The organism is Mycobacterium sp. IS-1264, from assembly GCF_001954195.1.
Taxonomy (GTDB): Bacteria; Actinomycetota; Actinomycetes; order Mycobacteriales; family Mycobacteriaceae; genus Mycobacterium.
The window spans coordinates 75,409-101,553 of sequence record NZ_MBES01000081.1; the positions used below are offsets into that span (position 1 = coordinate 75,409).

Annotated in this window: 26 protein-coding genes and 1 tRNA gene; 13 read left to right on the forward strand and 14 right to left on the reverse strand. The window is 66.3% G+C overall.

Going from position 1 to position 26,145, the window contains the following annotated elements:
* The first annotated feature begins 15 nt into the window (after positions 1 to 15).
* From A5744_RS21980 to A5744_RS21995, 4 genes are read left to right on the forward strand one after another with little or no spacing between them, the layout of a single operon-like run.
* Positions 16 to 498 (forward strand): nuclear transport factor 2 family protein, encoded by a 483-nt coding sequence (locus A5744_RS21980; RefSeq protein WP_139329624.1) that lies wholly within the window; start codon positions 16 to 18, stop codon positions 496 to 498.
* A 41-nt stretch (positions 499 to 539) separates the two neighbouring features.
* On the forward strand, positions 540 to 1,766 hold the full coding sequence (locus A5744_RS21985) for a hypothetical protein (protein ID WP_139331452.1): 1,227 nt from the start codon (positions 540 to 542) through the stop codon (positions 1,764 to 1,766).
* Positions 1,767 to 1,803: 37 nt separating this feature from the next.
* The gene (locus A5744_RS21990) at positions 1,804 to 2,826 is read left to right on the forward strand and encodes a sensor domain-containing protein (RefSeq protein WP_076064487.1); all 1,023 of its coding nucleotides are present in this window, start codon (positions 1,804 to 1,806) and stop codon (positions 2,824 to 2,826) included.
* Positions 2,827 to 2,856: 30 nt separating this feature from the next.
* Positions 2,857 to 3,825, forward strand: a complete 969-nt coding sequence (locus A5744_RS21995; protein ID WP_076064488.1) for an aldo/keto reductase — start codon at positions 2,857 to 2,859, stop codon at positions 3,823 to 3,825.
* Positions 3,826 to 3,831: 6 nt separating this feature from the next.
* Here the strand turns inward: A5744_RS21995 and A5744_RS22000 are convergent, their stop codons facing one another.
* From A5744_RS22000 to A5744_RS22015, 4 genes are all read right to left on the reverse strand, one after another.
* Positions 3,832 to 4,599 (reverse strand): SDR family oxidoreductase, encoded by a 768-nt coding sequence (locus tag A5744_RS22000; RefSeq protein WP_083679369.1) that lies wholly within the window; start codon positions 4,597 to 4,599, stop codon positions 3,832 to 3,834.
* Positions 4,600 to 4,664: 65 nt separating this feature from the next.
* Positions 4,665 to 6,821 (reverse strand): glycogen debranching protein GlgX, encoded by a 2,157-nt coding sequence (glgX, locus tag A5744_RS22005; RefSeq protein WP_076064490.1) that lies wholly within the window; start codon positions 6,819 to 6,821, stop codon positions 4,665 to 4,667.
* 68 nt (positions 6,822 to 6,889) lie between these two features.
* Complete coding sequence (locus tag A5744_RS22010; RefSeq protein WP_076064491.1) at positions 6,890 to 8,071, reverse strand: zinc-dependent alcohol dehydrogenase; 1,182 nt, start codon at positions 8,069 to 8,071, stop codon at positions 6,890 to 6,892.
* Between the two features lie 39 nt (positions 8,072 to 8,110).
* The gene (locus tag A5744_RS22015) at positions 8,111 to 8,818 is read right to left on the reverse strand and encodes a GAF and ANTAR domain-containing protein (protein ID WP_076064492.1); all 708 of its coding nucleotides are present in this window, start codon (positions 8,816 to 8,818) and stop codon (positions 8,111 to 8,113) included.
* A gap of 215 nt (positions 8,819 to 9,033) precedes the next feature.
* Between A5744_RS22015 and A5744_RS22020 the strand changes: the two genes are divergently transcribed.
* Both A5744_RS22020 and A5744_RS22025 read left to right on the forward strand, forming a co-directional pair.
* Entirely contained in the window at positions 9,034 to 10,344 is a 1,311-nt protein-coding gene (locus tag A5744_RS22020; protein WP_076064493.1) for an NAD(P)/FAD-dependent oxidoreductase, read from the forward strand.
* Between the two features lie 92 nt (positions 10,345 to 10,436).
* Positions 10,437 to 10,706, forward strand: coding sequence for a hypothetical protein (locus tag A5744_RS22025; protein ID WP_076064548.1), 270 nt, complete (start codon positions 10,437 to 10,439; stop codon positions 10,704 to 10,706).
* 75 nt (positions 10,707 to 10,781) lie between these two features.
* Here the strand turns inward: A5744_RS22025 and A5744_RS22030 are convergent, their stop codons facing one another.
* Complete coding sequence (locus A5744_RS22030) at positions 10,782 to 11,333, reverse strand: DUF1360 domain-containing protein (RefSeq protein WP_076064494.1); 552 nt, start codon at positions 11,331 to 11,333, stop codon at positions 10,782 to 10,784.
* Between the two features lie 62 nt (positions 11,334 to 11,395).
* A complete protein-coding gene (locus A5744_RS22035; RefSeq protein ID WP_076064495.1) occupies positions 11,396 to 13,171 on the reverse strand; it encodes a glycoside hydrolase family 15 protein in 1,776 nt (591 codons plus the stop codon).
* Between the two features lie 75 nt (positions 13,172 to 13,246).
* Between A5744_RS22035 and A5744_RS22040 the strand changes: the two genes are divergently transcribed.
* Positions 13,247 to 14,710 (forward strand): ornithine decarboxylase, encoded by a 1,464-nt coding sequence (locus A5744_RS22040; protein WP_076064496.1) that lies wholly within the window; start codon positions 13,247 to 13,249, stop codon positions 14,708 to 14,710.
* Between the two features lie 9 nt (positions 14,711 to 14,719).
* Here the strand turns inward: A5744_RS22040 and A5744_RS22045 are convergent, their stop codons facing one another.
* Positions 14,720 to 15,076 (reverse strand): helix-turn-helix transcriptional regulator, encoded by a 357-nt coding sequence (locus A5744_RS22045; protein WP_076064497.1) that lies wholly within the window; start codon positions 15,074 to 15,076, stop codon positions 14,720 to 14,722.
* Between the two features lie 140 nt (positions 15,077 to 15,216).
* Between A5744_RS22045 and A5744_RS22050 the strand changes: the two genes are divergently transcribed.
* A complete protein-coding gene (locus A5744_RS22050) occupies positions 15,217 to 15,666 on the forward strand; it encodes an HSP20 family small heat-shock protein (RefSeq protein ID WP_076064549.1) in 450 nt (149 codons plus the stop codon).
* Between the two features lie 227 nt (positions 15,667 to 15,893).
* A complete protein-coding gene (locus A5744_RS22055) occupies positions 15,894 to 16,574 on the forward strand; it encodes a PAS and ANTAR domain-containing protein (protein ID WP_076064498.1) in 681 nt (226 codons plus the stop codon).
* Between the two features lie 80 nt (positions 16,575 to 16,654).
* Here A5744_RS22055 and A5744_RS22060 read toward each other — a convergent pair whose 3' ends face one another.
* Complete coding sequence (locus tag A5744_RS22060; protein ID WP_240563151.1) at positions 16,655 to 16,996, reverse strand: hypothetical protein; 342 nt, start codon at positions 16,994 to 16,996, stop codon at positions 16,655 to 16,657.
* A 71-nt stretch (positions 16,997 to 17,067) separates the two neighbouring features.
* Positions 17,068 to 17,496, reverse strand: coding sequence for a pyridoxamine 5'-phosphate oxidase family protein (locus A5744_RS22065; RefSeq protein WP_076064500.1), 429 nt, complete (start codon positions 17,494 to 17,496; stop codon positions 17,068 to 17,070).
* 145 nt (positions 17,497 to 17,641) lie between these two features.
* Here A5744_RS22065 and A5744_RS24725 point away from each other — a divergent pair, with 145 nt between their 5' ends.
* From A5744_RS24725 to A5744_RS22075, 3 genes are all read left to right on the forward strand, one after another.
* The gene (locus A5744_RS24725; protein ID WP_170874557.1) at positions 17,642 to 17,779 is read left to right on the forward strand and encodes a hypothetical protein; all 138 of its coding nucleotides are present in this window, start codon (positions 17,642 to 17,644) and stop codon (positions 17,777 to 17,779) included.
* A 38-nt stretch (positions 17,780 to 17,817) separates the two neighbouring features.
* Complete coding sequence (locus A5744_RS22070) at positions 17,818 to 19,374, forward strand: succinic semialdehyde dehydrogenase (RefSeq protein WP_076064501.1); 1,557 nt, start codon at positions 17,818 to 17,820, stop codon at positions 19,372 to 19,374.
* A gap of 71 nt (positions 19,375 to 19,445) precedes the next feature.
* Positions 19,446 to 19,880, forward strand: a complete 435-nt coding sequence (locus A5744_RS22075; RefSeq protein ID WP_076064502.1) for a DUF4383 domain-containing protein — start codon at positions 19,446 to 19,448, stop codon at positions 19,878 to 19,880.
* Positions 19,881 to 19,935: 55 nt separating this feature from the next.
* Here the strand turns inward: A5744_RS22075 and A5744_RS22080 are convergent.
* The 4 genes from A5744_RS22080 to A5744_RS22095 all read right to left on the reverse strand — a co-directional run bounded on the left by A5744_RS22080 (position 19,936) and on the right by A5744_RS22095 (position 22,025).
* Positions 19,936 to 20,009 (reverse strand) — tRNA-Met (locus A5744_RS22080).
* A 51-nt stretch (positions 20,010 to 20,060) separates the two neighbouring features.
* Positions 20,061 to 20,591 (reverse strand): cupin domain-containing protein, encoded by a 531-nt coding sequence (locus tag A5744_RS22085; protein WP_076064550.1) that lies wholly within the window; start codon positions 20,589 to 20,591, stop codon positions 20,061 to 20,063.
* Positions 20,592 to 20,651: 60 nt separating this feature from the next.
* Entirely contained in the window at positions 20,652 to 21,347 is a 696-nt protein-coding gene (locus A5744_RS22090; RefSeq protein ID WP_076064503.1) for a nitroreductase family protein, read from the reverse strand.
* A 30-nt stretch (positions 21,348 to 21,377) separates the two neighbouring features.
* Complete coding sequence (locus A5744_RS22095) at positions 21,378 to 22,025, reverse strand: HD domain-containing protein (RefSeq protein ID WP_076064504.1); 648 nt, start codon at positions 22,023 to 22,025, stop codon at positions 21,378 to 21,380.
* Positions 22,026 to 22,124: 99 nt separating this feature from the next.
* Here A5744_RS22095 and A5744_RS22100 point away from each other — a divergent pair, with 99 nt between their 5' ends.
* Positions 22,125 to 23,093 (forward strand): GlxA family transcriptional regulator, encoded by a 969-nt coding sequence (locus A5744_RS22100; protein ID WP_170874558.1) that lies wholly within the window; start codon positions 22,125 to 22,127, stop codon positions 23,091 to 23,093.
* A 2-nt stretch (positions 23,094 to 23,095) separates the two neighbouring features.
* Here A5744_RS22100 and A5744_RS22105 read toward each other — a convergent pair whose 3' ends face one another.
* Positions 23,096 to 26,086, reverse strand: coding sequence for a UPF0182 family protein (locus tag A5744_RS22105; protein ID WP_076064506.1), 2,991 nt, complete (start codon positions 26,084 to 26,086; stop codon positions 23,096 to 23,098).
* Positions 26,087 to 26,145 lie beyond the last annotated feature (59 nt).

Genomic DNA, 26,145 nt, shown 5'->3' on the forward strand with positions numbered 1-26,145 from the left:
AGAGAGGTCGAATCCATGACTGCATCGAATGCATCCACGTCGATTCTCGCCACCGTGGGGGCCGCGCTGGCCGTCGCCGCGGTCACCGCCTCGTGTTCGAACGTCATCGGCGGCACCCCCGTGGCCCAGCACGGCGGCGGCACCCCGGTGGCGGCTCCAGCGCCCGCCCCCACCACATCGCTCGCCGCATCGCCCTCGGCGGAAGACCAGATCCGCCAGACGGTCATGGCGTTTCAAGACGCCTACAACACCCAGAACTGGGACGCCTACACCGAGCTGATGTGCTCGGCGATGCGGGCCCAATTCGTCGGGCCGGTAATGGGTTACGTGAAGAAGGGCCGCGCCGAAACGGGCCTTACCTCGGTCAAAAACATCTCGGTCGCGATCACCGGCGATACCGCCACGGCAACGATGGACGCCCAGAACGAGGCCTTGGGCAGCCGCACGGTCAGCCTGCCTTTGAAACTCGAAGACGGCTGGAAGATCTGCAAAACGTGATGAGCCCAATGCGGACCAGCCAACTGCGACACGGGAAACCGATGGCGGCACTACTCGCCGTCGCACTACTGGGCTGCAGCCACACGACCACGGAGGGCACCGCGCGTCCGGCGCCCCAATCGCCTTCGGGCCCTTCGGCATCGGTGAACGTATCCCTGCTCGACCCGGGCAATTACCCGATCGTCCCGCAGTCGCCGCTCGGCAACGCCGGTTCCGACCACGATGGCCGGCTCATCGAGGGCAGGCGCATGGCCGACTATGTGGTCGGTCCATGGCAGGCCGACGCGGGGCTGTCCACCCGGGGATCCAGCAGCGCGGCCGTAGTGATCGAGGACTACCAGCAGCTCTCCCACGTGATGTGGACGCCGATCCTGGGCGGCGCCTATGGCCTGCCTTTCGTGGTCGGGTTCATGTCCGAGCGCCAAGGCCCCGGCCCGGATTCACAGATGTTGCTGCGCAACGCGGTGCTGCGGTTTGCGGGCCCGGCCGCGGCATCGACTGCCGCCCAAGGGATGTACGGGAAGGCGATGGCGATGCCCCGCGTTCCCAGCGCCACGCCTATCGTGACCGAACCCGAGCGCGCGGTCCCGATCCCCGGCCATCCCGATGCCACTGCGGCGCTGCTGACGTTCCAGGAAGGCCCCCAGACCGTACGCGAACTGAGCGTTTTCACCGCGCACGGTCCCTATGTTCTGGTCCAGGTCGCGCGGTGCGCCGCCGGCGCCGACTGCGAAGCTCCGCTGGCCGCACGCACGCTCGACCTTGAGATTCCACTGATCGACAAGTTCTCGCCGACTTCCGCCGACCAGTTCGCGGCGCTGCCAAGGGATCCCACCCGGCTGGTCGCCCGCACGCTGCCGCTGCCGCCCGATCAGGGCACCTCCACGACCGGGGCCGCCTACCAGGTAGCGGGCGCGTTGCATCTGGAAGACAACCCGGCGCGAATCAGTCCCGCCCTGACCACCGCGGGTGTCGACCTCGTGTCGACCAGCCTGACGACCGTGTATCAAGCCAAGGACGCCGCGAGCGCGCAGACCCTGTCGCAGGCGTACAGCGACACCGTGGCGGCGACGACCGCGGCGCAAGGCGCCGCACCGGTGCCGGGGCTACCGCAGAGCCGCTGCACCAGGGTCGCCGGGGCCAGCGGGTTGGTGCCGCACTTCTGGTGCCTGGCGGCCGCCGGCCGCTACGCCATCAAAGCCGTTGCCCGCCAACTCGATACCGCACATCAACAGATCGCAGCCCAATATCGCATGCTGACCGGATAGCCGGGCCGCGTTAAGGAGCGTTGAGGAGGCAGCTGGGGTGACCGACCCTCAGGATCCGTTCGGGGACAACCTTTTTACGTACGACCCGCTGGGTCGCGTCCCGTTCACGGGCCCGCCCGCCCCGCCGCCGGGCTTCCCGCCGCCAAACTTCATGCCACCGCCGACGCAACCGCCGTACCCGCCCCGCGTCAACGCCTTGGCAACGCTGTCGGTGGTGTTCGCGTTCGTGTTCGCCCCCGCGGGCGCGATTCTGGGGCACCTGGGGCTGGCGCAAATCCGGCGCACCGGCGAGCTTGGCCGTGACCGCGCCCTGGTCGGGGTGGTGCTGTCGTATTCGTTCATCACGATGGCGATCCTCGCCCTCGTCGGATGGGCCACCCTGACGGCGTTCCCGTCACGCCAGAACGCGGCACCGGCGAGTTCCACAACCACCACCAGCGAGGCGCCTCCGCGACCGACGGTAGCGCCGGACAACATTGGCGCATTGCTGCCCGATCTCGCCGCCCTCAAGCAGATCACCGCCGACGAAAACCTGGAGGCCGGCCGAACCTGGGACCATCCCGTCGGGTCCGGCACAGACGCGAGCATCGACCGCCCGGAGTGCTGGGAAAGCGTCACGCCCGGGGCTCCGGAGGCCTACCCCCTGGGCGCCATCCGGGGGTACCACGCGGCCGAATTCGATGACACCCGAAGCTTTCTCAAGTCGACCCAAGTCATGCAAGCGGTCACCGCCTTTGCCGATCCGCCCGCCGCGCAATCGCAACTGGCGAAACTGCTCGACGGTTGGCGGCAGTGCGGCGGGACAACCGTGACGGTGACGGATCGCAGCGGGCCGTCGTATCCCCTTTCCCTGAGCGCCCCCGCCGACGCCGGCAACGGCATCACGACGATGGACCTGACACCCAAGGGACTAAAAGTGCGCTTCGTCCGCGGCCTCGCGGCCAAGGCCAATGTCGTCGTGGACCTCGAGGTAACCAGCCTCGGCACCACCGACGCCGACACGGCTCGGCAGACGGTGGTGAGCATCGCCAACTACATCCTGACCAAGATCCCCGGCTAGGGGTCACGCTCGAAGCCCTAGGGTGAACCCATGAAGTATCTCGACGTCGATGGAGTGGGACGGGTCAGCCGGATAGGGCTGGGGACGTGGCAGTTCGGCTCGCGCGAGTGGGGCTACGGCGACAGTTACGCCTCCGGAGCCGCGCGTGACATCGTGCGGCGGGCCCTCGACCTGGGGGTGACGCTGTTCGACACGGCCGAGGTGTACGGGCTGGGCAAGAGCGAGCGGATCCTCGGCGAGGCGCTCGGCGACGAGCGCGCCGAGGTCGCGGTGGCCAGCAAGATCATGCCCGTGGCCCCCTTCCCCGCCGTCATCAAGCAGCGCGAGCGGGCGAGCGCGCGGCGGCTGGGACTCGACCGCATCCCGCTCTACCAGATCCACCAGCCAAACCCGGTCGTCCCCGATTCGGTGATCATGCCGGGGATGCGCGACCTGCTCGACGACGGAAAGATCGGCGCCGCAGGCGTTTCCAACTACTCGCTGGCGCGGTGGCGCAAGGCCGACGCCGCGCTCGGGCGGCCGGTGATCAGCAACCAGGTGCACTTCTCGCTCGCCCACCCCGGCGCGCTGGAGGACCTGGTGCCCTTCGCCGAGCGCGAGAACCGCATCGTGATCGCCTACCAACCGCTGGAGCAGGGGCTGCTGGGCGGCAAATACGGCGTGGACAACCGTCCCGGCGGCGTCCGCGCGGTGAACCGCTACTTCGGCACCGAGAACCTGCGCCGCATCGAGCCGCTGCTGCAGACGCTGCGCGACGTCGCCACGCAGGTCGGCGCCAAGCCGGCGCAGGTGGCGCTGGCGTGGCTGATCAGCCTGCCGGGCGTCGTGGCCATCCCCGGCGCGTCCAGCGTCGAACAGCTCGAGTTCAACGTCGCCGCCGCCGACATCGAGCTGCCGCCGGATTCCCGCGACGCCCTCACCGACGCGGCGCGCGCGTTCCGGCCGGTGTCGAACGGGCGATTTCTGCTCGACAAGGCCCGCGAAAAGTTGGGGGTGTAGGACGGGTCAGGACGGCGCCGTTTCCGCGAACGCCGGCGGGCTGGCCGGGGCGCCACGCGCCACCACCAGCGGCATCGACGTCGTCGCGTTGGTGCGCAGGATCGTGTGCACCACCTCGATGAGGTCCTCGACCGGCATCAACTTGCCGGGCATGCAACCGCGGGCCGCCCACAGCGGGGCGGCCTTCATCGCGAGGTCCATGTCCCAGCCGGTCGTCATTCCCGTCGCCGCGTCGCCGTCGCCGCCCCCGCACTCCCCCACGATCAGGTTGGTGAATCCGACGTCGGGGTGTTCGGCCCGCCAGGCCTCCACCAGTCGTTCGAGGGCCGCCTTGCTGACGCCGTAGGCGCCGAGCCCCGGCCAGGGCGGCCCGAAGGTGCCGGCGTCGGAGGCCAGGTAGACCACCTTGCCCGTCGACTCGGTCAGGTGCGGCATCGCGGCCGCCGTGACCAGCGCGGCACCGATCACGTTGGTGTCGAAGACGCGCCGCCACGTTTCGGCATCTGTGTCGACCATGCGGACGAGAGGGCCGATGGCAGGTGTGTACACGAGGTTGTCGATGCCGCCGAACGCGTCCGCGACACCGGCGATCGCCGAACGGCAGGAGGCCTCGTCGGTGACGTCGCATTCGACGGCGATCGCGCCCGACCCCGCCTCCTTCGCGGCGGCCTCGATGCGCCCCCGGCGCCGGGCGAGCAGCGCGACTTGATCACCCCGTTGCGCCAGGCCAACGCCTATGCAGCGCCCGAGTCCACTCGAGGCGCCGACCACCACTGTCCTTGACATATTCACCCACTTCTGTAACGCAGCCGATGCACGCACAGCGTATCAGCGTGGGTTCAGGCCACCGGGGGTTCCCGCTCGGCGCGCAGCACCACGGCGGTGTGCGCGTCCACGGTGAGCGTGCCTCCCCCGGGCACTTCCTCCGCGGGCGTCTCCTCCTCGGGCCCGGTGTACACCGCCAGGCGCCACGCACAGCCGAATTCCTTTGGCGGAAGGGTGAATTCGATCGACTCCCGGTGGGCATTGAAACACAGCAAGAACGAGTCGTCGAACACGCGCTGACCCCGGGCATCGCGGTCGGGTATGCCGTCGCCGTTGAGGAACACCGCCAACGACTTGGCAAAGCTCGCGGCCCAGTCCTCGTCGGTCATCTCGTCGCCGTCGGGCGTGAACCAGGCGATATCGGGCAGGCCGTCCTGGCCGCGGCGGCCGACAGGCTTGCCGGAAAAGAACCGGCGCCTGCGGAAAACCGGGTGGTTCGCGCGGACGGCCGACACCGCGCGGGTGAACTCCAGCAGGCCGGCGTCGGCGTTGGCCCAATCGATCCAGGTCAGCTCGTTGTCCTGGCAGTAGCCGTTGTTGTTGCCACGCTGCGTGCGACCGAGCTCGTCGCCGTGGCAGATCATCGGCACACCCTGGGACAACAGCAGGGTGGTCAGGAAGTTGCGCTGCTGACGGGAACGCAGTTCGTTGATTCGCGCGTCGTCAGTGGGCCCCTCCGCACCGCAGTTCCACGACCGGTTGTGGCTTTCGCCGTCGTTGTTGTCCTCGCCGTTGGCCTCGTTGTGCTTCTCGTTGTAGGAGACCAGGTCGCGCAGCGTGAAGCCGTCGTGCGCGGTGACGAAGTTGATCGAGGCGACGGGCCGGCGCCCGGTGTGCTCGTAGAGGTCGGCCGACCCGGACAGGCGGTAGGCGAATTCGTCGAGCGTTGCGGGCTCGCCACGCCAGAAGTCCCGGACGGTGTCGCGGTACTTGCCGTTCCACTCAGTCCACTGCGGCGGAAAGTTGCCCACCTGGTAGCCGCCCGGCCCGACGTCCCACGGTTCGGCGATGAGCTTGACCTGGCTGACCGTCGGATCCTGTTGCACGAGTTCGAAGAACGCCGCCAGCCGGTCGACGTCGTAGAACTCCCGGGCCAGCGTCGCGGCGAGGTCGAACCGGAAACCGTCGACGTGCATCTCGGTCACCCAGTAGCGCAGCGAATCCATGATCAGCTGAAGCGAGTGCGGATGCCCGACGTTGAGGCTGTTGCCGGTGCCGGTGTAGTCCATGTAGTAGCGCTTGTCGTCGTCGACGAGGCGGTAGTACGCCGGGTTGTCGACCCCGCGCATCGACAGGGTCGGGCCCAGGTGGTTGCCCTCCGCGGTGTGGTTGTAGACGACATCGAGGATGACCTCGATCCCCGCCTCGTGCAGATCCCGGACCATCGCCTTGAACTCCTGCACCTGCCCGCCCGGCGAGGTGGCGCTGGAATACTTCGTGTCCGGCGCGAAGAAGCCGATCGTGTTGTAGCCCCAGTAATTGTTGAGGCCCTTCTCGATCAGGGTGGAGTCGTTGGCGAAATGGTGCACCGGCATCAGCTCGATCGCGGTGACGCCGATGCTCTTGAGGTGCTCGATGATCGCCGGGTAGGCCACCGCGGCGTAGGTGCCGCGGATCTGTTCGGGGATGTCCGGGTGCGTCTCGGTCAGGCCCTTGACGTGCGCCTCGTAAATGACGGTGTCGGCATACTCGTGATCCGGCGGGCGGTCGTAGCCCCAGTCGAAGAAGGGGTTGATCACCACCGACTTGGGCATGCTGGACGCGGAGTCGACGTCGTTGCGGCTATCGGGGTCGCCGAAGTCGTAGGCGAACAGCGACTGGTTCCAGTCGAAGCTGCCGTCGATGGCCTTCGAGTACGGGTCCAGCAGTAGCTTGTTCGCATTGCACCGCAGTCCCGCTTCCGGCTGGTACGGACCGTGCACGCGATAGCCGTAGCGCTGGCCCGGCTCGATGCCCGGCACATAGCCATGCCAGACGAACGAGTCGACCTCGGGCAGCGCGATCCGTGTCTCGACATCCCGGTCGTCGAACAGGCACAACTCGACCTGCTCCGCCACCTCGCTGAACACCGCGAAGTTGGCCCCCGCTCCGTCGTACGTGGCGCCCAGCGGATACGCCTTGCCCGGCCACAATTCACCGGTGGGCGTGGGGGCGGAGGGTGCTGCGGTCATGGCGCACTTGATACCCGAGCGGTGAGGTGGTCAAACACGAGTCCGAAACCGCTTGGCGGACAACGCGATTACGGCCTGAGCACCACCTTCACGGCCCCATCCTGCTTTTTCTGGAAGATCTCGTAGCCGTGCGGCGCCTCGTCGAGCGGCAGCACGTGGGTGGCGAAGGTGTCGACGCCGAGCGGGTCGTCGTCGGTGAGCAGCGGCATGATGTCGTCGACCCACCTCTTCACGTTGGCCTGACCCATCCGCAGCGTCACTTGCTTGTCGAAGAGGGTGAGCATCGGCAGCGGGTCGGCCATCCCGCCGTAGACGCCGATCAGTGAGATGGTTCCGCCGCGCCGGACGGCGTCGATCGCGGAGTAGAGCGCGTTGAGCCGGTCCACGCCCGCGGTTTGCATCAGACGCTTGGCCACCGCGTCCGGCAACACCCCGGTCGCCTGCTGGGCCAGCCGGGCGGCCGGGGAACCGTGCGACTCCATGCCCACCGCGTCGATCACCGAGTCGGCACCGCGCCCGTCGGTCAGGTCCCGAATCGCGTCCCCCAGCGACGAGTCGAGCCGCCCCAGATCGAGGGTGTGGATGCCGCGCTCGGCGGCGCGGGCCAGACGCTCGGCCACCAGGTCGACGGCGATCACGCGGTAGCCGAGGTGATCGGCGATGCGCGCGGCCATATCCCCGATGGGTCCCAGGCCGAGGACGGCTACCGTGCCGCCATCCGGGATGTCGGCGTAGGCCACCGCCTGCCAAGCCGTCGGCAGCACGTCGGACAGGTAAACGAATCGCGAATCCGGCGGTCCCACAGGGACTTTGATGTGGGTGAACTGCGCCTGGGGTACCCGAAGCAATTCGGCTTGGCCGCCGGGAATTTCGCCGTAGAGCTCCGAGTAACCGAACAGCGCCGCCCCCATGCCCTGGTCGCGCACCTGGGTGGTTTCGCATTGCGTGAAAAGTTGCTTGCGGCACATATAGCAACTGCCGCAGCAGATCTGGAACGGGATCACGACCCGGTCGCCGACCCGCAGCTCGTCCACCTCGTCACCGACCTCTCGGACCACCCCCATCGGTTCGTGCCCGAGGATGTCACCGGGTTTCATGAAGGCCCCGAGGATTTCGTAGAGGTGCAGATCCGAGCCGCAGATGTTGGTCGAGGTGATCTCGATGATGGCATCGGTGGGCAGCTCGATCTTCGGGTCGGGAACCGATTCCACGCGCACGTCGCGTTTCCCGTGCCAAGTGACAGCCTTCATGAACGGCTGGCTACCCCCGGCGCGCCGGGCGAAACTGGATCAGTGCTGCAGGCACTTGATCGGATGCTCGTTCTCGATCAGTGCCCGGGCGACATCGAACAGCTTCGTGTTGGATTGCTGCGAGAGCCGGGCGAGCAGGTCGAAGGCTTCGACGGCATCCAGGTTGAAGCGTTCCATGATGACCCCCTTGGCCTGACCGATAATGTCGCGCGACGCCAGGGCGCTGCGGAACTGATCCTGGCGCCGCATCATCGACCATGCCAACGCGACGTGCGTGGCGAAAATGCCGCCGAGTTCGATTGATTCGTCGGTGAACGCGTGCGGATGGTGGGCGAAGAAGTTCAGCGCCGCCGTCATGTCGTGGCCGTCGAACAATTCGAACGACAGGATCGACCGGATCGGTGTGTTCGCGAGCGCATACTTCTGATAGCGCGGCCAACGCTCGTCGACGGCCAAGTCTGCAACATGCATGACGTGGTGCTGCCAAGCGGCGGCGACGCACGGGCCTTCGCCGAATTGGTTCTGGATTTCGTCCAACTCCACCGGGTAGCGGTGCGTGGCCACCACGTTGGTGATCGCGTGGCCCCGCTCGGCCAGGGTAATCCCCGCGTAGTGTGACCCCGGCACGTGCTGGGTGCCACTCTCGATGAGTTCGCGCAGGCCGGCCCTGGTTTCGGTCCCTTGCCGGTCAAGACTGGCGACTAATTCCGCTAACTGAGCGACGACCGTGTTGTTGCTGTCGGACATGCCCTCACCCCTCGGGAGTGCCGCGGGTTCACGGTGTCATCGTGGACCTCGCTGGGCGGGGTGGCTACGCAGAAAACGAAGTTCGCCATCCAGAAAACGAAGTGCCGGAAGCGGCCGACCCGGGCTCCCAGGGCCCCTGCCGCGTATTCTCTTGGTGGCCAACGGCTTTCGTGCCAGCTACCGCCCTCGCCGGCGTCCGCCCTACACTCGGGTTGATGACCTCAATCGTCATTGTCGGCAGCGGCTTCACCGGATTCACCTGCGCCCGCCGCCTCGCGCGGCTCCTCCGAAGACGGCGCGCGCCCGTCGACATCACCATCATTTCGCCGGTCGACTACATGCTCTACACGCCGCTGCTGCCCGACGTCGCCGGCGGCGTCGTCGACGCTCGCTTTGTCGCGGTGCCGCTGGCCAACACGCTCAAAGGCGTTCGTGCGGTGCGCGGCCGGGTGGATGGTGTCGACTTCGCGCAACGGACCCTGACCTACCGCGATCCCGAGGAACGCGCCCACCACATGTCCTGGGACCGCCTGGTGCTCACCCCCGGGTCGGTCACGCGTTTGTTCGATGTGCCGGGAATCGCGACCCATGCGCTGGGATTGAAATCCACGGTCGAGGCCCTCTACCTCCGGGACCACATCATCGAGCAGCTGGAGCTGGCCGGCCTCGAGGACGACCCGAAAGTGGCGGCGGCGCGGCGCACCGTCGTGGTCGTCGGCGCGTCGTATTCGGGCACCGAACTGGTCGCGCAGCTACGAGCCCTAGCGGACGCCGCGGCCAAACAGATGGGCTTTGACGCCGCGGAGGTGAAGTTTCTGTTGCTCGATACGGCCGAGCAGGTGATGCCGGAGGTGGGCAAGAGACTCGGCGACGCCGCCCTCAAGGTGCTTCGCAAACGCGGCATCGATGTTCGGCTGGGCATGACGCTGAAGGAAGCACACGCGGATCACGTTGTGCTCAGCGATGATTCGCGCATCGACACACGCACGATCGCGTGGGTGACCGGGGTGACCGGCGCGCCGTTGATCCAGGAGCTCGGATTGCCGACGGAGAAGGGCAGGGTCAAAGTTCAGGCGGACCTCCAGGTGCCCGAGCACGACGGCGTCTTCGCGGCCGGTGATGCCGCGGCGGTTCCCGACCTGACGCAACCCGGCAAGATCACCCCGCCCACCGCACAGCACGCGACCCGACAGGGCAAGGTGCTCGCCCGCAACGTGGCCGCCAGCCTCGGCTACGGCAATCCCAAGCAATACAAGCACGGCAACCTGGGGCTAGTCGTCGACCTGGGACCCCGGTATGCCGTGGCCAATCCGCTCAATGTGCAACTGTCGGGATTGCCCGCCAAGGCCGTGACTCGCGCATACCACCTGTATGCGATCCCACGGCTGCTCAACCGGTGGGCGGTGTCGCTGGCGTACCTGACCGACACGATGTTCGACCGCTCGGTGGTGTCGTTCGGATTGCCTTCCCTGCAGGACGCGCAGTTCGCGGCCAGCGAAGGCATCCCGATGCCCAAGACGAGCTGACCCGCCGTTTAACTGGGGCCGTTTAACTCGCCCGTTTAATTCGCACGGCGACGGGCAATCGGCAGTTCGTGGGAAACGACTTCGACGACGACATGCTGGAGCAGTCCGAGAGCCTGGACTCCGACGAGGTACGCAACGACGACGGTGACACCGTGGTCGATCCGCCCGACACGTGGGTCAAGGCTGACGAGAGCGAGTCTCTCGACGAGAAGCTCGCCGCAGAGACTTCAGAAAGGCCACGCGACGACCTATCGGAGCGCGATGAGTTGGACGACGTCGACCCTGACGCCCACGGTCGCGACCGCGGCCAGGTCAGCGGGACGCCGGAGGACGGCGAATCGTTCTTCGATGTTCAGGAGTGACCCGGTTCGACACTGTTCGACACGTGTGCCGAAATGCCGGGATCGAAATGCCGGGATCGAAATGCCTTGTGCCGCCTAGCCTTCCGCTGATTGTTGCGCCATCGAGTAGGCAAGCTGCAGAAAGTCGGCTCCGGCCAGCGCGGAGAAGCTGCCGGCGATCAGGCGGGTGACCCTGGGGGCGAAGATCAATCCGATGGCAAACGCGGTGACGACCCACATGTCCAGGCAGAACGGGCAGGTCAACAGCTCTCCGAGGCTGTGCCGCAATTGGCTGTCCTGCCGGACTTCCTCATTGACCTCCGCCGGGCCGGCGGTGCCCGTGTAATGAGTGAACGGTGCCCGCAACGGGCTCGTCACCGCGTCCTTGGACAGGATTCGGGAAAGCTTGTGGGTGCCCAGCGTCACCGTGACCAGGTCCTGCACGCGCCAGCGAGGCGGCAACGTGCGCCCGGTGAGTGCCGCGAATACCGCCGCGACGGCCACCACCGCGCCGTAGATGCCCAAAACCGCCAGATACCCCGCCAACGGACGCGGATTGTCGCCGCGGTAGGCGGCGGCTTCGTGCCGTGCGGCGTCGGCCACGTCCTCGGCCGCGTTCTCGGCACCGGCCTGCGTGACGTCTCTCATTGCAACTCCTTCAGGGCCGCTCGGATCGGCGACTCCCGCAGGCCGGATACCCGGTGCTGGCTTCATGAACCGTCTTCGCCGAGCCCACGACCCGCGAGACGATGCGCGGTTTCGAACAGCAACGCATGGACGAAGGCCTGCGGGAGGTTCCCGCGCAGCTGACGCTGTTGGACGTCGAATTCCTCGGCGAACAATCCGGGCGGCCCACACGCCGTCCGGCTGCGTTCGAACCAACGGACCGCCTTCAGATCGTTGCCCTGCTGGTGATCCGCCAACGCCATCAGGAACCCGCACAGGAGGAAGGCCCCTTCGTCGTCCCCCAACGCCCCGTCGTCCGGACGGAACCGGTACACGAAGCCTTGCTGGGCCAACTCGGAGCGCACCGCCTCGAGGGTGGCGACGGTGCGCGGGTCATTCGCCGGGATCGCGCCCCTAATCGCGGGCAGCACCAGCGCCGCGTCGATCCGCGAATCCCCCGGTGCCCGTTGCCATCTCCCGGACGGATGCAGGCAATCCGCGTCGGCGTCGGCGATCAACTGATCGGCCAAATGCTGCCACTCGGCACCCAGCCGCGCCGGCGCCACCGCCCCGATGCTGCGCAGCGCCGCCGCGCACGTCAGGCGGGAATGAGCCCAGCGCCGGTCGTCCAATTCCCAGATCCCGGCATCGGGTTCACGCCAACGCTGTTCGATGGTGCGCACCAGCGTATGGACCGCCTCCCAGTGCAGGCTGTCGAGGCGGTCGAGGCGGGCCGCTGCGGCAAATAGCAGCAGAGCCTCGCCGTGGGCATCGAGCTGGAATTGCTCCGCCACCCAATTGCCGGTCTTCACCGCGGCGCCCGGATAGCCGGGCAGGTCAAGATCGCGTTCGCGCGGCGGCGGACTCCCGTCGACCGCATAGGCCGGCCGCAGCCCCGGGCCGTCGGCGAGCACCCGCTCGCTGACAAAGCGAACGGCGTCATCGAGCAACGGGTAACCCCCGGCGGCGGCCATCGCCTGCCCCGCATAGCACTGGTCGCGGATCCAGCAGTACCGGTAGTCGTAGTTGCGGCCCTGCTCGGCGCGTTCCGGCAACGATGTGGTCGCCGCGGCGACCATCCCGCCGCCGCCGCTGCTCGTCAAACCGCGCAGGACCGCGTACGCGACCTCGCTGTCGCGGTCGGCCAGGGTGTCGTTGATCGCCGGAACCGCTTGCGCCCAGGCATGTTCGGTGGCTCGCCAGGCGTCCTGCGCCCGTACCGGTTCCGCGTCCAGTTCCTGGTCGGAAAGCTCGAGAACCAGGTCGTGGTCGCGTCCCGCGGCGACATCCAGCACCGCGTGCAGCGAACCGTCCTCGGCGAGTTCGGCGTTTTCGCTTCCCGCCCAACGGAATCGGTGGGGTCCCGACCTCCCGGTCCACACGCGGCCGCCATCGGTTTCGTGGCAGGAGACGTCCGACATTGCGTGCGCGCCGAAGTCGGCGCGGATGTCGAGCGCGATGCGCATTCGCGCAGGCCCGTCGATGACGTGGATGCGGCGCAGCAACACCGCGGTGTGCGCGTCGGCGGGCAGCGCCAGCGCCTCGCGGCACTCGACGATCCCGTCCGTGGTGACCCATCGTGAACGCCAGATCAACGACCGCGGTTCGTAATAGCCGCCCCAGACGAATCGCGACAGATCGGGAGCGACGGCATACACGCCGCCGCCCCCGAGCAAGGAATTGAACACCGCACCGTCGTGCCAGCGCGGCAGGCACATCCAGCAATAGTCACCGCGCGGCCCGACGACAACTCCGCGTTCGCCGTCCGCGAGCAATGCGTACTGCCGCAATACGTGTGGGGGAAAGTCGTCGGATAGCAGTTGTCACTCCCGGTCCCGGTTGATAAGCGGGCGAGCGCCGATTGGCGCCCTCACACGCCGGGTACCCGATCCGCCATGGATCAGTCGCAAGCACCACTGTTGGACGCGCTGGCCGACTACCACCGCAGCAACCGCTACGGCTTCACACCGCCGGGTCACCGGCAAGGCGCCGGGGTCGACGAGCGCGTCCTAGCCGTCATGGGTAAGGACCCATTTCGCAACGACGTGCTCGCCACCAATGGCCTCGACGATCGGATGTCCCGCGGGAAGTTTCTCGCCAGGGCCGAGGACTTGATGGCCGACGCCGTCGGCGCGGAGGCGGCGTTCTTCTCCACGTGCGGCAGCTCGATGTCCGTGCGGGCCGCGACGATGGTCGTGGCGGGCGGGGCGGATGGTGGGCTGCTCGTCACCCGCGACTGCCATAAATCGATCGTGGGCGGCTTGATCTTCTCCGGCGTCCGGCCGAGGTGGATCACCCCGCAGTGGGATACCGAACGGCACTTTTCTCATCCGCCCTCACCGGAGCAGGTGCGGGCGGCATGGGAGAAATATCCCGACGCGGCTGGAGCCCTCATCGTCAGCCCGAGCCCGTATGGCACATGCGCCGACATCGGAGCCATCGCCGACATCTGCCACGAGCGCGGCAAGCCGCTGATAGTCGACGAGGCCTGGGGAGCGCACCTTCCGTTCCACGAGGACCTGCCGACGTGGGCGATGGACGCGGACGCCGATGTCTGCGTTGTCAGCGTCCACAAGATGGGCGCGGGGTTCGAGCAGGGATCCGTGTTTCACCTGCAGGGGGATCTGGTTGACCCGCACCGCCTTTCGAAATGCGCCGACCTGCTGATGACCACCAGCCCGAACGTCCTCGTGTACACCGCGCTCGACGGTTGGCGACGCCAGATGGTCGAGCGCGGCCACGATCTGCTCGGCGCCGAACTCGACCTTGCCCGCTATCTGCGCGCACGCCTGGACGAGATCGACGACGTCGAGGTCCTCGAGGACGAGCTGCTGGGCCAGGAGGCGTCGAGCGATCTCGACATCACCCAGGTGTTGATGGATGTCTCCGCGACCGGAACGTCCGGATACCAAGCCGCCGACTGGCTGCGCGAGCACTGCAATCTCGATCTCGGCCTCAGCGATCACCGTCGGCTTTTGGCGACGATGTCGTTCGCCGACGACAAGCAAACGGCGGATCGCCTGGTGGACGCGATGCACAAGTGGCGCAAGGCGGCCGAGGACTTCGACCCGCCGCCTTCGATCAAGCTGCCCACGCCGGAGGAGCTGGAACTTCAGACCGTCTGCCTACCTCGCGACGCGTTCTTCGGGCCCACCGAAATGGTGCCCGCGGCCAAGGCCGCCGGCCGCGTTGCCGCCGAGCTGATCACCCCGTATCCGCCCGGCATCCCCGCGGTGGTGCCCGGCGAACGTCTCAATGAGGCCGTGATCGACTATCTGCGGTCGGGTGTCGAAGCGGGCATGACGCTGCCCGACCCCGTCGACGCGAACGCGCAACAGTTCCGGGTGGTCGCGGCCTAGCTGTAACTCCTAGGTCGCGTTGTCGTTCGATCTCTTCGCGGCGCCCCGCAAGGCGCGATTCGTGGAACGCAGATCCGTGTTGGCCGCGGAGAGCGCGGCATTGTCGTCCTCCAGGCTGAGGATCCGGGCGATGCCCGCCAGGTTGACCCCGGAGGCAACCAGCTCGCTGATGCGCTGTAGCCGGACCAGGTCGTCGGCGCTGTAGCGCCTGGTGCCGCCGTCGCTTCGCGCCGGGCTCAGCAGCCCGTGACGCTCGTAAAGGCGCAGCGACTGTACCGGGATGCCGGACAGTTCGGCGGCCACGGAAATGCCGTACACCCCATGATCGGATGCCGGCCCACCGGTATCACCAGGCGTGTCGGCCATTGGTCAACTCCTCAACTGATTCGGATAGAAAACCTGTTTACCACACTTGCGATGATGTGTCGATAGTGCTATACCAAATCTATGTCATTAGACATAGGTAATAGCCGCATCACAACAGATTGGAGTGAGAGGTGACCGCCATGCTGATGCGTACCGACCCGTTCCGCGACCTGGACCGCTTCGCTCAGCAAGTACTAGGCACGGCAGCACGGCCTGCGGTGATGCCGATGGATGCCTGGCGCGAGGGCGAGGAATTCGTCGTCGAGTTCGACATGCCCGGCATCAACCCCGACTCGCTGGACATCGACATCGAGCGCAACGTGGTGACCGTGCGTGCCGAGCGACCGGCCGTCGACCCCAACCGCGAAATGTTGGCCGCGGAGCGATCCCGCGGGGTGTTCAGCCGTCAGCTCGTCCTCGGGGAAAACCTCGACACCGACCGGATCGAGGCCTCCTACAACGAGGGCGTCCTGAGCCTGCGCATCCCGGTCGCCGAAAAGGCCAAGCCGCGCAAGATTTCCGTCGCGCACGGCAACGGCCACAAGGCGATCAATGAAAACGCCGGCAAGCGAGAGGTGATCGACGCCTGATCACTGGCGGCGGCGGCCTGGCCGGCGCGGCCTTCGACTCGCGCCGGCGGCCACCGCCATCGCCTACCGCCACAGGTAATGTGGCAACGTATCCAGCCTGTCCTCGGCGTTCAAGAGGTAGCGCCAACCCCCACGACACCCCACGTCGCATCTGCCGCCACTCGATCGGGCCCGACGATGCGCATGACGGCGGTCCGATTAGCCCTGAACTGCCCCGAGGAGATGCGATGGGTTCGAATCCTGACGACGAGACGGTCGAACAGGCGCTCGCCGGCGGGTCGGCGCAGCGCGCGGGCTGGTTCCGGTTCTATTTCGCCGATCAACGGTGGGAATGGTCCGACCAGGTGCAGCGCATGCACGGCTATGAGCCGGGGACCGTCACCCCGACCACAGAGTTGGTGCTGTCCCACAAACACCCCGACGACCGCGGACAGGTCGCGGCCACCATCGACCAGATCCTGCACACCCACAAGGCGTTCAGCACCCGCCATCGCATCATCGACACCAAGGGAAATGTGCGCCATGTGGTCGTGGTCGGCGACCAACTCCACGACGACCAAGGCGACGTGATCGGCACCCACGGTTTCTACGTGGATGTCACCCCGGTGGCCGACCGGGAGCGCGAGGAGTGGGTCACGGCGAAGCTGGCCGAGATCACCGAGCACCGAGCCGCCATCGAACAGGCCAAGGGGATGCTGATGCTGATCTACGGCATCGGTGACGACGCCGCGTTCGATCTGCTGAAGTGGTTGTCGCAGGAAACCAACATCAAGCTGCGGCTCCTGGCCGAACGGATCACCGACGACTTCCGCGCCATCGGCCCGACGCTGACCTCTCAAACGGAGTTCGACCATTTGTTGATGACCGCGCATTCGCGCGTCGACCCCGACGAACAACCCGTCGAATAGTCAGGGCCGCTTGCGCGAATTTGCTGATGGGTGCGCCGGATTCCTAACCGGTCACCCGTCGCCAATTGCCGCCAAGGCCGTCATTTCTTGCTGGGAATGACGATGACGACGATTAATGTCAGGATGGAGAAGAACAGTCCGAGTATTCCCCAACCCAAAGGGTTGCGGCCCTTGGTTGCCGCGATGATCGCGCAGACGAAGGCCGCAATGATACTGCCGATGGCAACGAATATTCCCTTGATTCCACGGAGAATCATTCCCGCGGCAACCGGGTCCGAACTCGCCAAGATCACCGAGTGCAACATGTGAGGCCTTTCTGATGGGGGCTTCAGGGTGATACCCGTCCCGTGGCGGATCAAACCGCGATGGCGAGGTATGCCCATGTTTGAAAGGTTCGAAAGCCGCACGCCTTTGGCATTCACTCAGGGCGATGATTTGGTCGCCTTTTGGCTCCATGGCCTGTTTGCTATGGGACCTACCGTTGCCCGGCCACTCAGAGCTCGTCGGAGAAATCGGCGGCGAGCCATCGGTCGGGGCGGATGGTGAACAACACGCTGTCCTGACCCTCCATGCTCCGGACGAACTGGCGCCCGCCCTCCTCGCCGAGGTAACGGATCGCGATGGCTTCCCGCGCCTCGAGCGGGGCCGGCGAGGTGTTCTCGACGACGGTGCCCTCGACGACCACATATTGATACGGGGGCTCCTCGCGCTGGACGACCAACGTCACCGCGCCGGCCCGCTCGATGAGCTTGGCCTTGCGGGTCCCCGGACCGGTGTTGAACCGGATGTTCCCGCCGGGGGTGTAGTCGTACCAGATCGGGACGCTGGCCGGCGGCCGGCCGTCGGCGGCATCGACGGACAACACACCCACGTGCTTCGCCGCGAGGAACTCCTGACGTTCGGCTTCGGTGAAAGGCTTCATGGCGGGCTTGAACGCTGTAGCGGCGGGGCGGTATTCCCGAGACGATCTATCCGACCCAACGCCCAGACGACGGGACTTCGGTTCGGTTTTCCGCGCGCAAACCGGGGTAGCTGACTACGCGAACAACTGTCCGGATGGAGACGCAATGACCACCGCTGAACAACCGCCGCCCGAAGGGGACAAACAATCCCCACAAGCCGCATCCGTCGATTCGCCCGAGGACGGCGCCGACGACACCGACGAGGCCGACGAGGCCGACGACGCCGGTTCTGAGGACGAATAGTCTGGACCAAGCCGCCTTGCTGCTGGGAGGAGAACGATATGCCCGCACCGTCAGCCGAGGTCTTCGATCGCTTGCGTCAGCTGGCGGCGATCAAAGACGTCACCGCGCGCGAGACCAAAACCATCGAAGAGGTGTTCACCGGCAAACCGCTGACCACGATCCCGGTCGGCACGGCCGAAGACGTCGAAGCGGCGTTCGCCGAAGCCCGCGCGGCACAGATCGACTGGGCGAAACGCCCGGTCAGCGAGCGCGTTGAGGTAATCCGCCGCTATCGCGACCTGGTCGTCGCGAACCGTGAGTTCTTGATGGACCTTCTGCAAGCCGAGGCGGGCAAGGCCCGATGGGCGGCGCAGGAGGAGATCGTCGACCTGATGGCGAACGCGAACTACTACGTCAGGGTCGCCGCGGACCTGCTCAAGCCACGCAAAGTGCAGGCGCTGCTCCCGGGAATCGGCAAAACAACGGTCGGCTATCAGCCCAAGGGCGTCGTCGGCGTGATCTCGCCGTGGAACTACCCCATGACGCTCACGGCCTCCGACTCGGTCCCCGCCCTGATCGCCGGCAACGGGGTGGTGCTCAAGCCGGACAGTCAGACGCCGTATTGCGCACTCGCGTGTGCCGAGCTGTTGTACCAGGCCGGCCTGCCGCGCGCCCTGTACGCGGTCGTGCCTGGCCCCGGCTCGGTCGTCGGCACCGCAATCACCGACAACTGCGACTACCTGATGTTCACCGGCTCGTCCGCAACCGGCAGCCGGCTCGCCGAGCACGCGGGCCGTCGGCTGATCGGCTTCTCGGCCGAACTCGGGGGTAAAAACGCGATGATCGTCGCGCGGGGAGCCAACCTGGACAAGGCCGCCAAAGCGGCCACCCGCGCATGCTTTTCGAACGCCGGCCAGCTCTGCATCTCCATTGAGCGGATCTACGTCGAGAAGGACATCGCCGACGAGTTCATCAGCAAGTTCGGCGCCGCGGTGCGCAATATGAAGCTGGGCACCGCATATGACTTCTCGATCGACATGGGGAGTTTGATCTCCGCGGATCAGCTGGATACGGTCACCGACCACGTCAACGACGCAACTGCCAAGGGCGCCAAGGTGATTGCGGGCGCCAAAGCTCGACCCGACATTGGGCCACTGTTCTACGAGCCGACGGTGCTGACCGACGTGACGCCCGAGATGGAGTGCGCGGCCAACGAGACGTTCGGGCCACTCGTGTCGATCTACCCCGTTGCCGACGTAGACGAAGCCGTCGAAAAGGCCAACGACACCGAGTACGGACTCAACGCCAGCGTGTGGGCCAGCTCCCCCGCGGCGGGTCAGAAGATCGCGGCCCGCTTGCGGTCGGGGACGGTGAACGTCGACGAGGGCTATGCGTTCGCGTGGGGCAGCCTCGGCGCCCCGATGGGCGGGATGGGCGTCTCCGGCGTCGGCCGCAGACACGGTCCGGAGGGCCTCCTGAAGTACACGGAATCGCAGACGGTAGCGACCGCCCGGGTGTTCAATCTCGATCCGCCCTTCGGCATTCCAGCGACGTTATGGCAAAAGTCCCTGTTGCCGATCGTGCGGACGGTGATGAAGCTTCCCGGCCGGAAGTAAGACGGCTTCCGTACGTCTACTACCTAGCGTAGTATTTGGGCTGTTCCCCACCGTGCACAAGGAGGTGCTGCGTGAGGTGGAGTTTCGCCCAGATCGGGCTGCTGATCATTTGCGTTTTACATGTTCTTCAGGCGGTAATCGGCTTCATCCTCGAGCCCAGCTTTGCGACGGGGCCCAACGCGCCGACCGTGCAACTGCTCGGTATGGACTACAACGGCTGGCACGCCGTCGCCGGCCTGGCGCTGTTCGGCCCGGGCCTGGTGTTCGCGATCCGCAAGTCATGCTCCGTGCTGTATCTGATCCTCGCCGCGATCGCCGGGGCGCTGCCCGGCATCTGGGCCTTCTTCTCGCATCAGGTCGCGGTTGTTTTCAGCTTTCCAAACAACACGACCGACGCGGTGGTGCACTTGGTGACCGCGGCGGTGATGCTGGCGGTGGCAGCCGCACAGATCCGCATGGACGGCGGGCTGAAAAACTCGCTCGCCGATCTCAGGAAGGCTCCGTAGCGACGGTGCCCCGTCAAAACGGCCCCCGGGTAGTTGTCCGGGGGCCGTTTGCTAGTAGCGGGGACAGGATTCGAACCTGCGACCTCTGGGTTATGAGCCCAGCGAGCTACCGAGCTGCTCCACCCCGCGTCGGTAAATGCCAGGTTACCGAACGCCGGGTGGCGCCTCCAAATCGCGGGTTCAGTGCGACGGCGGGTTGAGCCCGTATCGCCGGGCGATGTCGTCCATCCATTCCGGGTCGCCGTAGGTCAGCCCATACTTCTCAGCGAGTTCGCCGAACTCTGGCAGCTCATGAAGTGACTTGTCCACCGAGCCATGCGCTTCGAGCAGTTCGCCGAGTTCCCGGAAGTAGTTCTCAAATCCGCCCGGCGTGATGATCTCGACGATGCGACCGGGTTCGCTGCCGGCGTTCCACATGGCGTGCATCTGCCCGCGAGGCTTGGTGATGTAGCCACCCGGACCGAGGACCACCTCGCTGTCGTCGGAACGGAAGCCGATCTCACCCGCCAACACGAACGAATGCTCATCCTCGCGAGTATGCCGGTGCGCCGCGGTGAGCAAGCCGACCTCGAATGGATGCTCGACGATGGACACCTCGCCCCCATTGCTCTTGCCGGACAGCTTGAACACCGCGCCGAACCCGGGAAGGGTGACGTGCTCACCCTCCCCCGGCCGCACGACCGTGACCCCGATTTCGTTGTGCTGCGTCATCTGATACACGCTCCTCGCAATACCGTTGCGCCGCAAGGCTTCGGCCGCTACTCCGGCCGACTATTGAGGCCCTGCAGTCGTCTCGCTTCGAGGCGGCCACAGTGGCTGCGGCACTTCGACACCGAACGGCTTGCCCCAGCCGTTTCGGGATGAAACCTCTTGCACGGGACGCCGATTGGCTGCCACACCCCATTTGCCCCGCGGGTACCCGAGGGTCAGCATGGCCGACATCTTCCAGCCTTCCTCGACGGGCACGCCCAGCAACTCGTTCACCCTGTCCCGGAAATTGTTGAGCACCATCGTCATGACACCGCCGACGCCCTCGGCACGGGCCGCGAGCAAGATGCTCCAGATCGCCGGGTAGATGTTGGCGCCCCCGAGGTCGTCGATCGCGAAGACGAAGAGCAGCAGGGGAACTTCTTCGAAGTGGTCTGCCAGGTAGTCCCCCGAGCCTTTGATTCGGCGCATCGTCTCGGCGTGAGCGGCCGGGTCCAGGCCGGGCCCCGGCGCGACCATCGGTCCCGTTCCGGTCCTGAACTTCTCGTATTCGAGGGCGCGGGCCTGCCGGAACAGCTGAGCGAACTCGCGTATGAGTGCCGGGTCGTCGACGGCCACGAAGTGCCAGCGCTGGGTGTTGCCCCCATTCGGGGCACGCACGGCCGCGTCGAGGATGCGGGCCTGCACGTCCAGCGGTATCGGGTCCGGCCGCAACCGCCGCATCATCCGGGTGGTGTACAGCGCTTCATGAATATCCATCTGTCCGCTCCCTTCCGCTATTCGGGCCAGCTATTCGGGCCAGCTGTTGTTGAGGATGTTGTCGACGAAATCGACACGCCTGAAGGCGGGATCGAAGTGCGCCAGCACGTCGTCGTTCATCGTTCCGAAGGTGGTTTCAGGTCGATGCTTCATGCCGTCGTTGAACGCCGCCAGGATGCGCTGTTTGAACTGTGGGCGCGGGTGAGCGGCCGTCACCGCGGCCAGCGCGTCGGGGGCCAGGTCCTCCCGCCCGACGCCGACCACGTCGACTTCCACGCCGGCTTGGAGCAAGGCGACTTCGGGCGCGAGGAATTCCGGCACGCCCGGGGTGGTGTGCAGGGCGATGCCGAGCCACACCTTGTCGATGTCGGCTTTGCCGAAGCCGTGGCCAGCCAGGAAGTCCCGGGCAGCGTTGGCGCCGTCGACCTCGAAGCGAACGGTCGAGCTGCGGTAGCGCTCGGTGAGGCCGAGGTCGTGGAACATCGCCGCGACGTAGAGCAGCTCCAGGTCCGGTTGCAGTCCGCGGCGCAGGCCCTCCAGCGCGCCGAAGAGGAATACCCGCCGCGAATGGTTGAACAGCAGGTCGTCCTCGGCGTGGCGAATGAATTCGGTGGCCTCGCGCACCAGCGGCGAATCCGGGATTTGGATGCCAGCGATGCTTTCGATCGATGTGGTCATGATCTCGTCTCCTTCGGGCGGCGGTGATAGTTAGTCTGCGGCGGCACGGTCTTCCCGACCGTGGGCGTTCGGGCCGTCCTCTCCACAGAAAGCGACACAATGGCTTGCGTGACTGGTTCGCGGGTGGTGGTGATCGTCGTCTTCGACGACGTGACGATGTTGGACGTCGCCGGCGCGGGTGAGGTGTTCGCCGAGGCCAACCGGTTCGGCGCCGACTACCGGCTCAAGATCGCGTCGGTGGACGGACGCGACGTGACGACCTCGATAGGGACGCGCTTGGGCGTCACGGACGCCCTTTCTTCGATCGAGTCGGCCGACACCGTCCTGGTCGCCGGCAGCGATAACCTGCCCCGACGGCCGATCGACCCCGAGCTGATCGAGGCGATCAGGGTTTTATCGGAGCGAACCCGACGGATGGCATCCATTTGCACGGGATCGTTCGTCCTCGCGCAGGCGGGCCTGCTCAACGGTCGTCGTGCCACCACGCACTGGCACGATGCACGGTTGTTGGCCCGGGCCTTTCGGGATGTCACCGTCGAGCCGGACGCGATCTTCGTCCGCGACGGCGACGTCTTCACCTCGGCCGGGATTTCGTCGGGCATCGATCTGGCGCTGGCGTTGGTCGAAATGGATCACGGGACCGAACTGGTCCGCGCCGTGGCCCGGTGGCTGGTCGTCTACCTCAAACGCGCCGGCGGCCAATCACAATTCTCGGTGCTGGTCGAGGCCGATCCACCGCCGCAGTCGCCGCTGCGCGCGGTGATCGATGCGGTCGCGGCCGATCCGGGCGCGAACCACAGTGTGAAATCCCTTGCGGCCCTTGCATCCCTGAGCACCCGCCAGCTGACCCGCCTCTTTCAATCCGAGCTGGGGATGAGTCCGGCACGCTATGTCGAATTGGTCCGAATCGACTTCGCCCGCAACGCACTCGAATCCGGGCGGTCCGTCACCGAGACCGCGGGCATGGCGGGCTTCGGCAGCATCGAAACGCTGCGACGGGTCTTCGTCAGCCACCTGGGCATCAGCCCGAAAGCCTATCGAGACAGGTTCCGAACGGCCTACGCCTGAAGCTACTTGGTGGCGTTGTACTTGTTGATGGCGTCGTCGAGCCGCTGCAGCGCGGCGCCGTAGGCGGCGAAGTCGCCCTTCTTTTGCGCGTCGCGGGCGGCGCCGATCGCCGTCTGGATGTCCTGCAGCGCGGCGGCCTTGGCCGGCGACAACGTCACCGACCCGTCGGGAGAGGGCGGCACTGCCGCTACTGCCGGCGGTGGCGCCGGTGCCGGCGGCGAGCCGGCCGGCGGCGGTGGGCTCGCGGGTGGGTTGGCGGGCGCACCGCCCTCGGTGGGTTGGATCCCCGTCGCCGCCGCACCCGCACCGGGCCCGAACAGGCCGGTCAGCGCGTCACCCACCGTCGGGCCGTATCCGATCTTGTCGTTGTACATCATCGCCACCCGGATCAGGCGCGGGTACGACGAGGCGGCGTCGCTGGCCCCCGGGGAGGCATACACCGGTTCGACGTAAAGCAGCCCGCCCTGGCCGACCGGAAGGGTGAGCAGATTGCCCCAGCGGATCCGGTTCTGGTTGTCGCGCCCGATCACGCCCAGGTCCTGCGACACCGCCGGGTCAGTGGTGATCGCGTTGTTAGCCAGCTTGGGACCGTTGACCTGGCCCGGGATCGTCAGCACGGTGATCTTGCCGTACGTCGCGGGATCGGAGCTGGCACTGATGTAGGCCGCAAGGTAGTCACGCTTGAACCGGTTCATCGCGCTGATCAACTGGTACGAGGACGAATTGTCGTTCTTGCCAATGTTTTTCGCAACGATGTAATAGGGCGGCTGATAACTGCTCGCGGTCGGATTCGGGTCCAGCGGCACGTCCCAGAAGTCCGACGTGGAGAAAAACGTCACCGGGTCGTTGACGTGATACTTGGCCAGCAGCATCCGCTGCACCTTGAACAGGTCCTCGGGATAGCGCAGATGCTCGGCGAGCTCGGCCGTGATGTCGCTCTTGGGTTTGACCGTGCCCGGGAACACCCGCATCCAGGCTTTGAGCACCGGGTCCTGTTCGTCCTGCTGATACAGCGTCACGGTTCCGTCGTAGGCATCGACCGTGGCCTTAACCGAGTTTCGGATGTAGGAGACCTGCTTGTCGGGCGCCAGCCGGTTGAACGCCACCTCGGTGGAGTCGGCCGTCGCCGACGACAGCGAGGTGAGTTCGGAGTACGGGTAGTTGTCCAATGTGGTGTAGCCGTCGATGATCCACACCAGTCGCTTGTTGACGATCGCGGGGTACACCGAGCTGTCCGTCGTCAGCCACGGCGCGACCGCCTCGACCCGCTGCGCCGGGTCGCGGTTGAACAGGATCTTGCTGTTGGAGCCGATCACGTTGGAGAACAAGAAGTTTCGCTCGGCGAATTTGGCGGCGAACACGCTGCGGGATATCCAGCTGCCGATGGGAACGCCCCCGAGCCCGGTGTACGTGTAGTTCTTGGTCTCGGTGGAAGTCTCGTAGTCGTATTCGCGGTCGTTGCCGTTGCGCCCGACGATCGCGTAGTCGGCGGACGTGTTGGAGATGACGGGCCCGTAGTAGATGCGGGGCTGGTCCAGGGGCGCCGGCCCGTCGGAGACGACGCTGCCGTTGGCGCCCACGACGTTGACCAGAAATTCCGGATAGCCACCGTTCTGGTTGGGGTCGTTGGCGATCCCGCGCACGGTATTGGCCGGCGACGCGATGAATCCGTTGCCGTGCGTGTAGACGGTGTGCCGGTTGATCCAGTCCCGTTGGTTGTCGATCAGCCGGTCCGGGTTGAGTTCCCGGGCCGCGACGACGTAGTCGCGCAGGGCGCCGTTGCGGTCGAGGTAGCGGTCGATGGACAGCTGGTCCGGGAAGTGGAAGAAGTTCTTGCCCTGCTGGAACTGGGTGAATGCCGGGCTGACAATGGTTGGGTCGAGCAGCCGGATATTCGAGGTGGTCGCGCGGTCGGACGCGACCTGCTGGGCGGTGGCCTGCGCGTCACCCGTGTAGTTGCGATAGCTCACCACGTCGGACGTCAGCCCATAGGCTTGCCGGGTCGCGGCGATGCTGCGACTGATGTATTCGCTTTCCTTTTGCGCGGCATTGGGTCGCACGCTGATCTGCTCGACGATCAACGGCCAGCCCGCACCCACGATCAACGACGACAGCAGCAGCAACACCAGGCCGATCGCCGGAATCCGCAAGTCCCGCAAGGTAATCGCCGAGAACACCGCGGCCGCGCAAATGAGCGCGATCGCCAGCAGAATCAGCTTGGCCGGTAACACCGCGTTGATATCGGTATACCCGGCCCCGGTGAACGGCTTACCGCCACGCGTGTGCGACAGCAGCTCGTAACGGTCCAGCCAGTAGGCGACGGCTTTGAGCAGCACCAGCATCCCGACCAGGCTGACCAGCTGGATGCGCGCCGAGCGGCTCAGGGCGCCGGTACGACCCGACAGTCGGATGCCGCCGAAGATGTAGTGCGCCAACAGGTTCGCCAAGAACGCCAGGAACACAGCCACGAACATGTAGCTGAGCAGTAGCCGATAGAACGGCAGGTCGAACGCGTAGAAGCCGAGGTCCTTGCCGAACTGCGGATCCCTGACGCCGAAGTTGCCGCCGTGCAGGAACAGCTGGATCCGTACCCAGTAGCTCTGCGCGATGATGCCGGCCAATAGGCCGATCGCCACTGGAATTCCGATGCCCACCAGTCGCAGCCGCGACATGACGACGGTGCGGTACCGCGCCACCGGATCGTTGTCGTTGCTCGGGACGAAAACCGGGCGGGTCCGGTAGGCGATCGCCAGCCCGGCGAACACGATGCCGCCGACCAGCAGACCGGCGACCAGGAACACGACGATGCGCGTCACCAGCACGGTGGTGAACACCGACCGGTAACCCAGCTCACCGAACCACAGCCAGTCGACGTAGGCGTCGATCATTCGGGGACCCGCGAGCAGCAAAACGATCACACCCAGCGCGATCAAGATCAGAATCCGGCTACGCCGAGTCAGCTTCGGCATTCTGGCGGTGGGCCGCATCCCCACTGGCTACGCTCCCTGATCGATGTGGCGACTCGATGTGGCGACAACAACTCTACGCATTG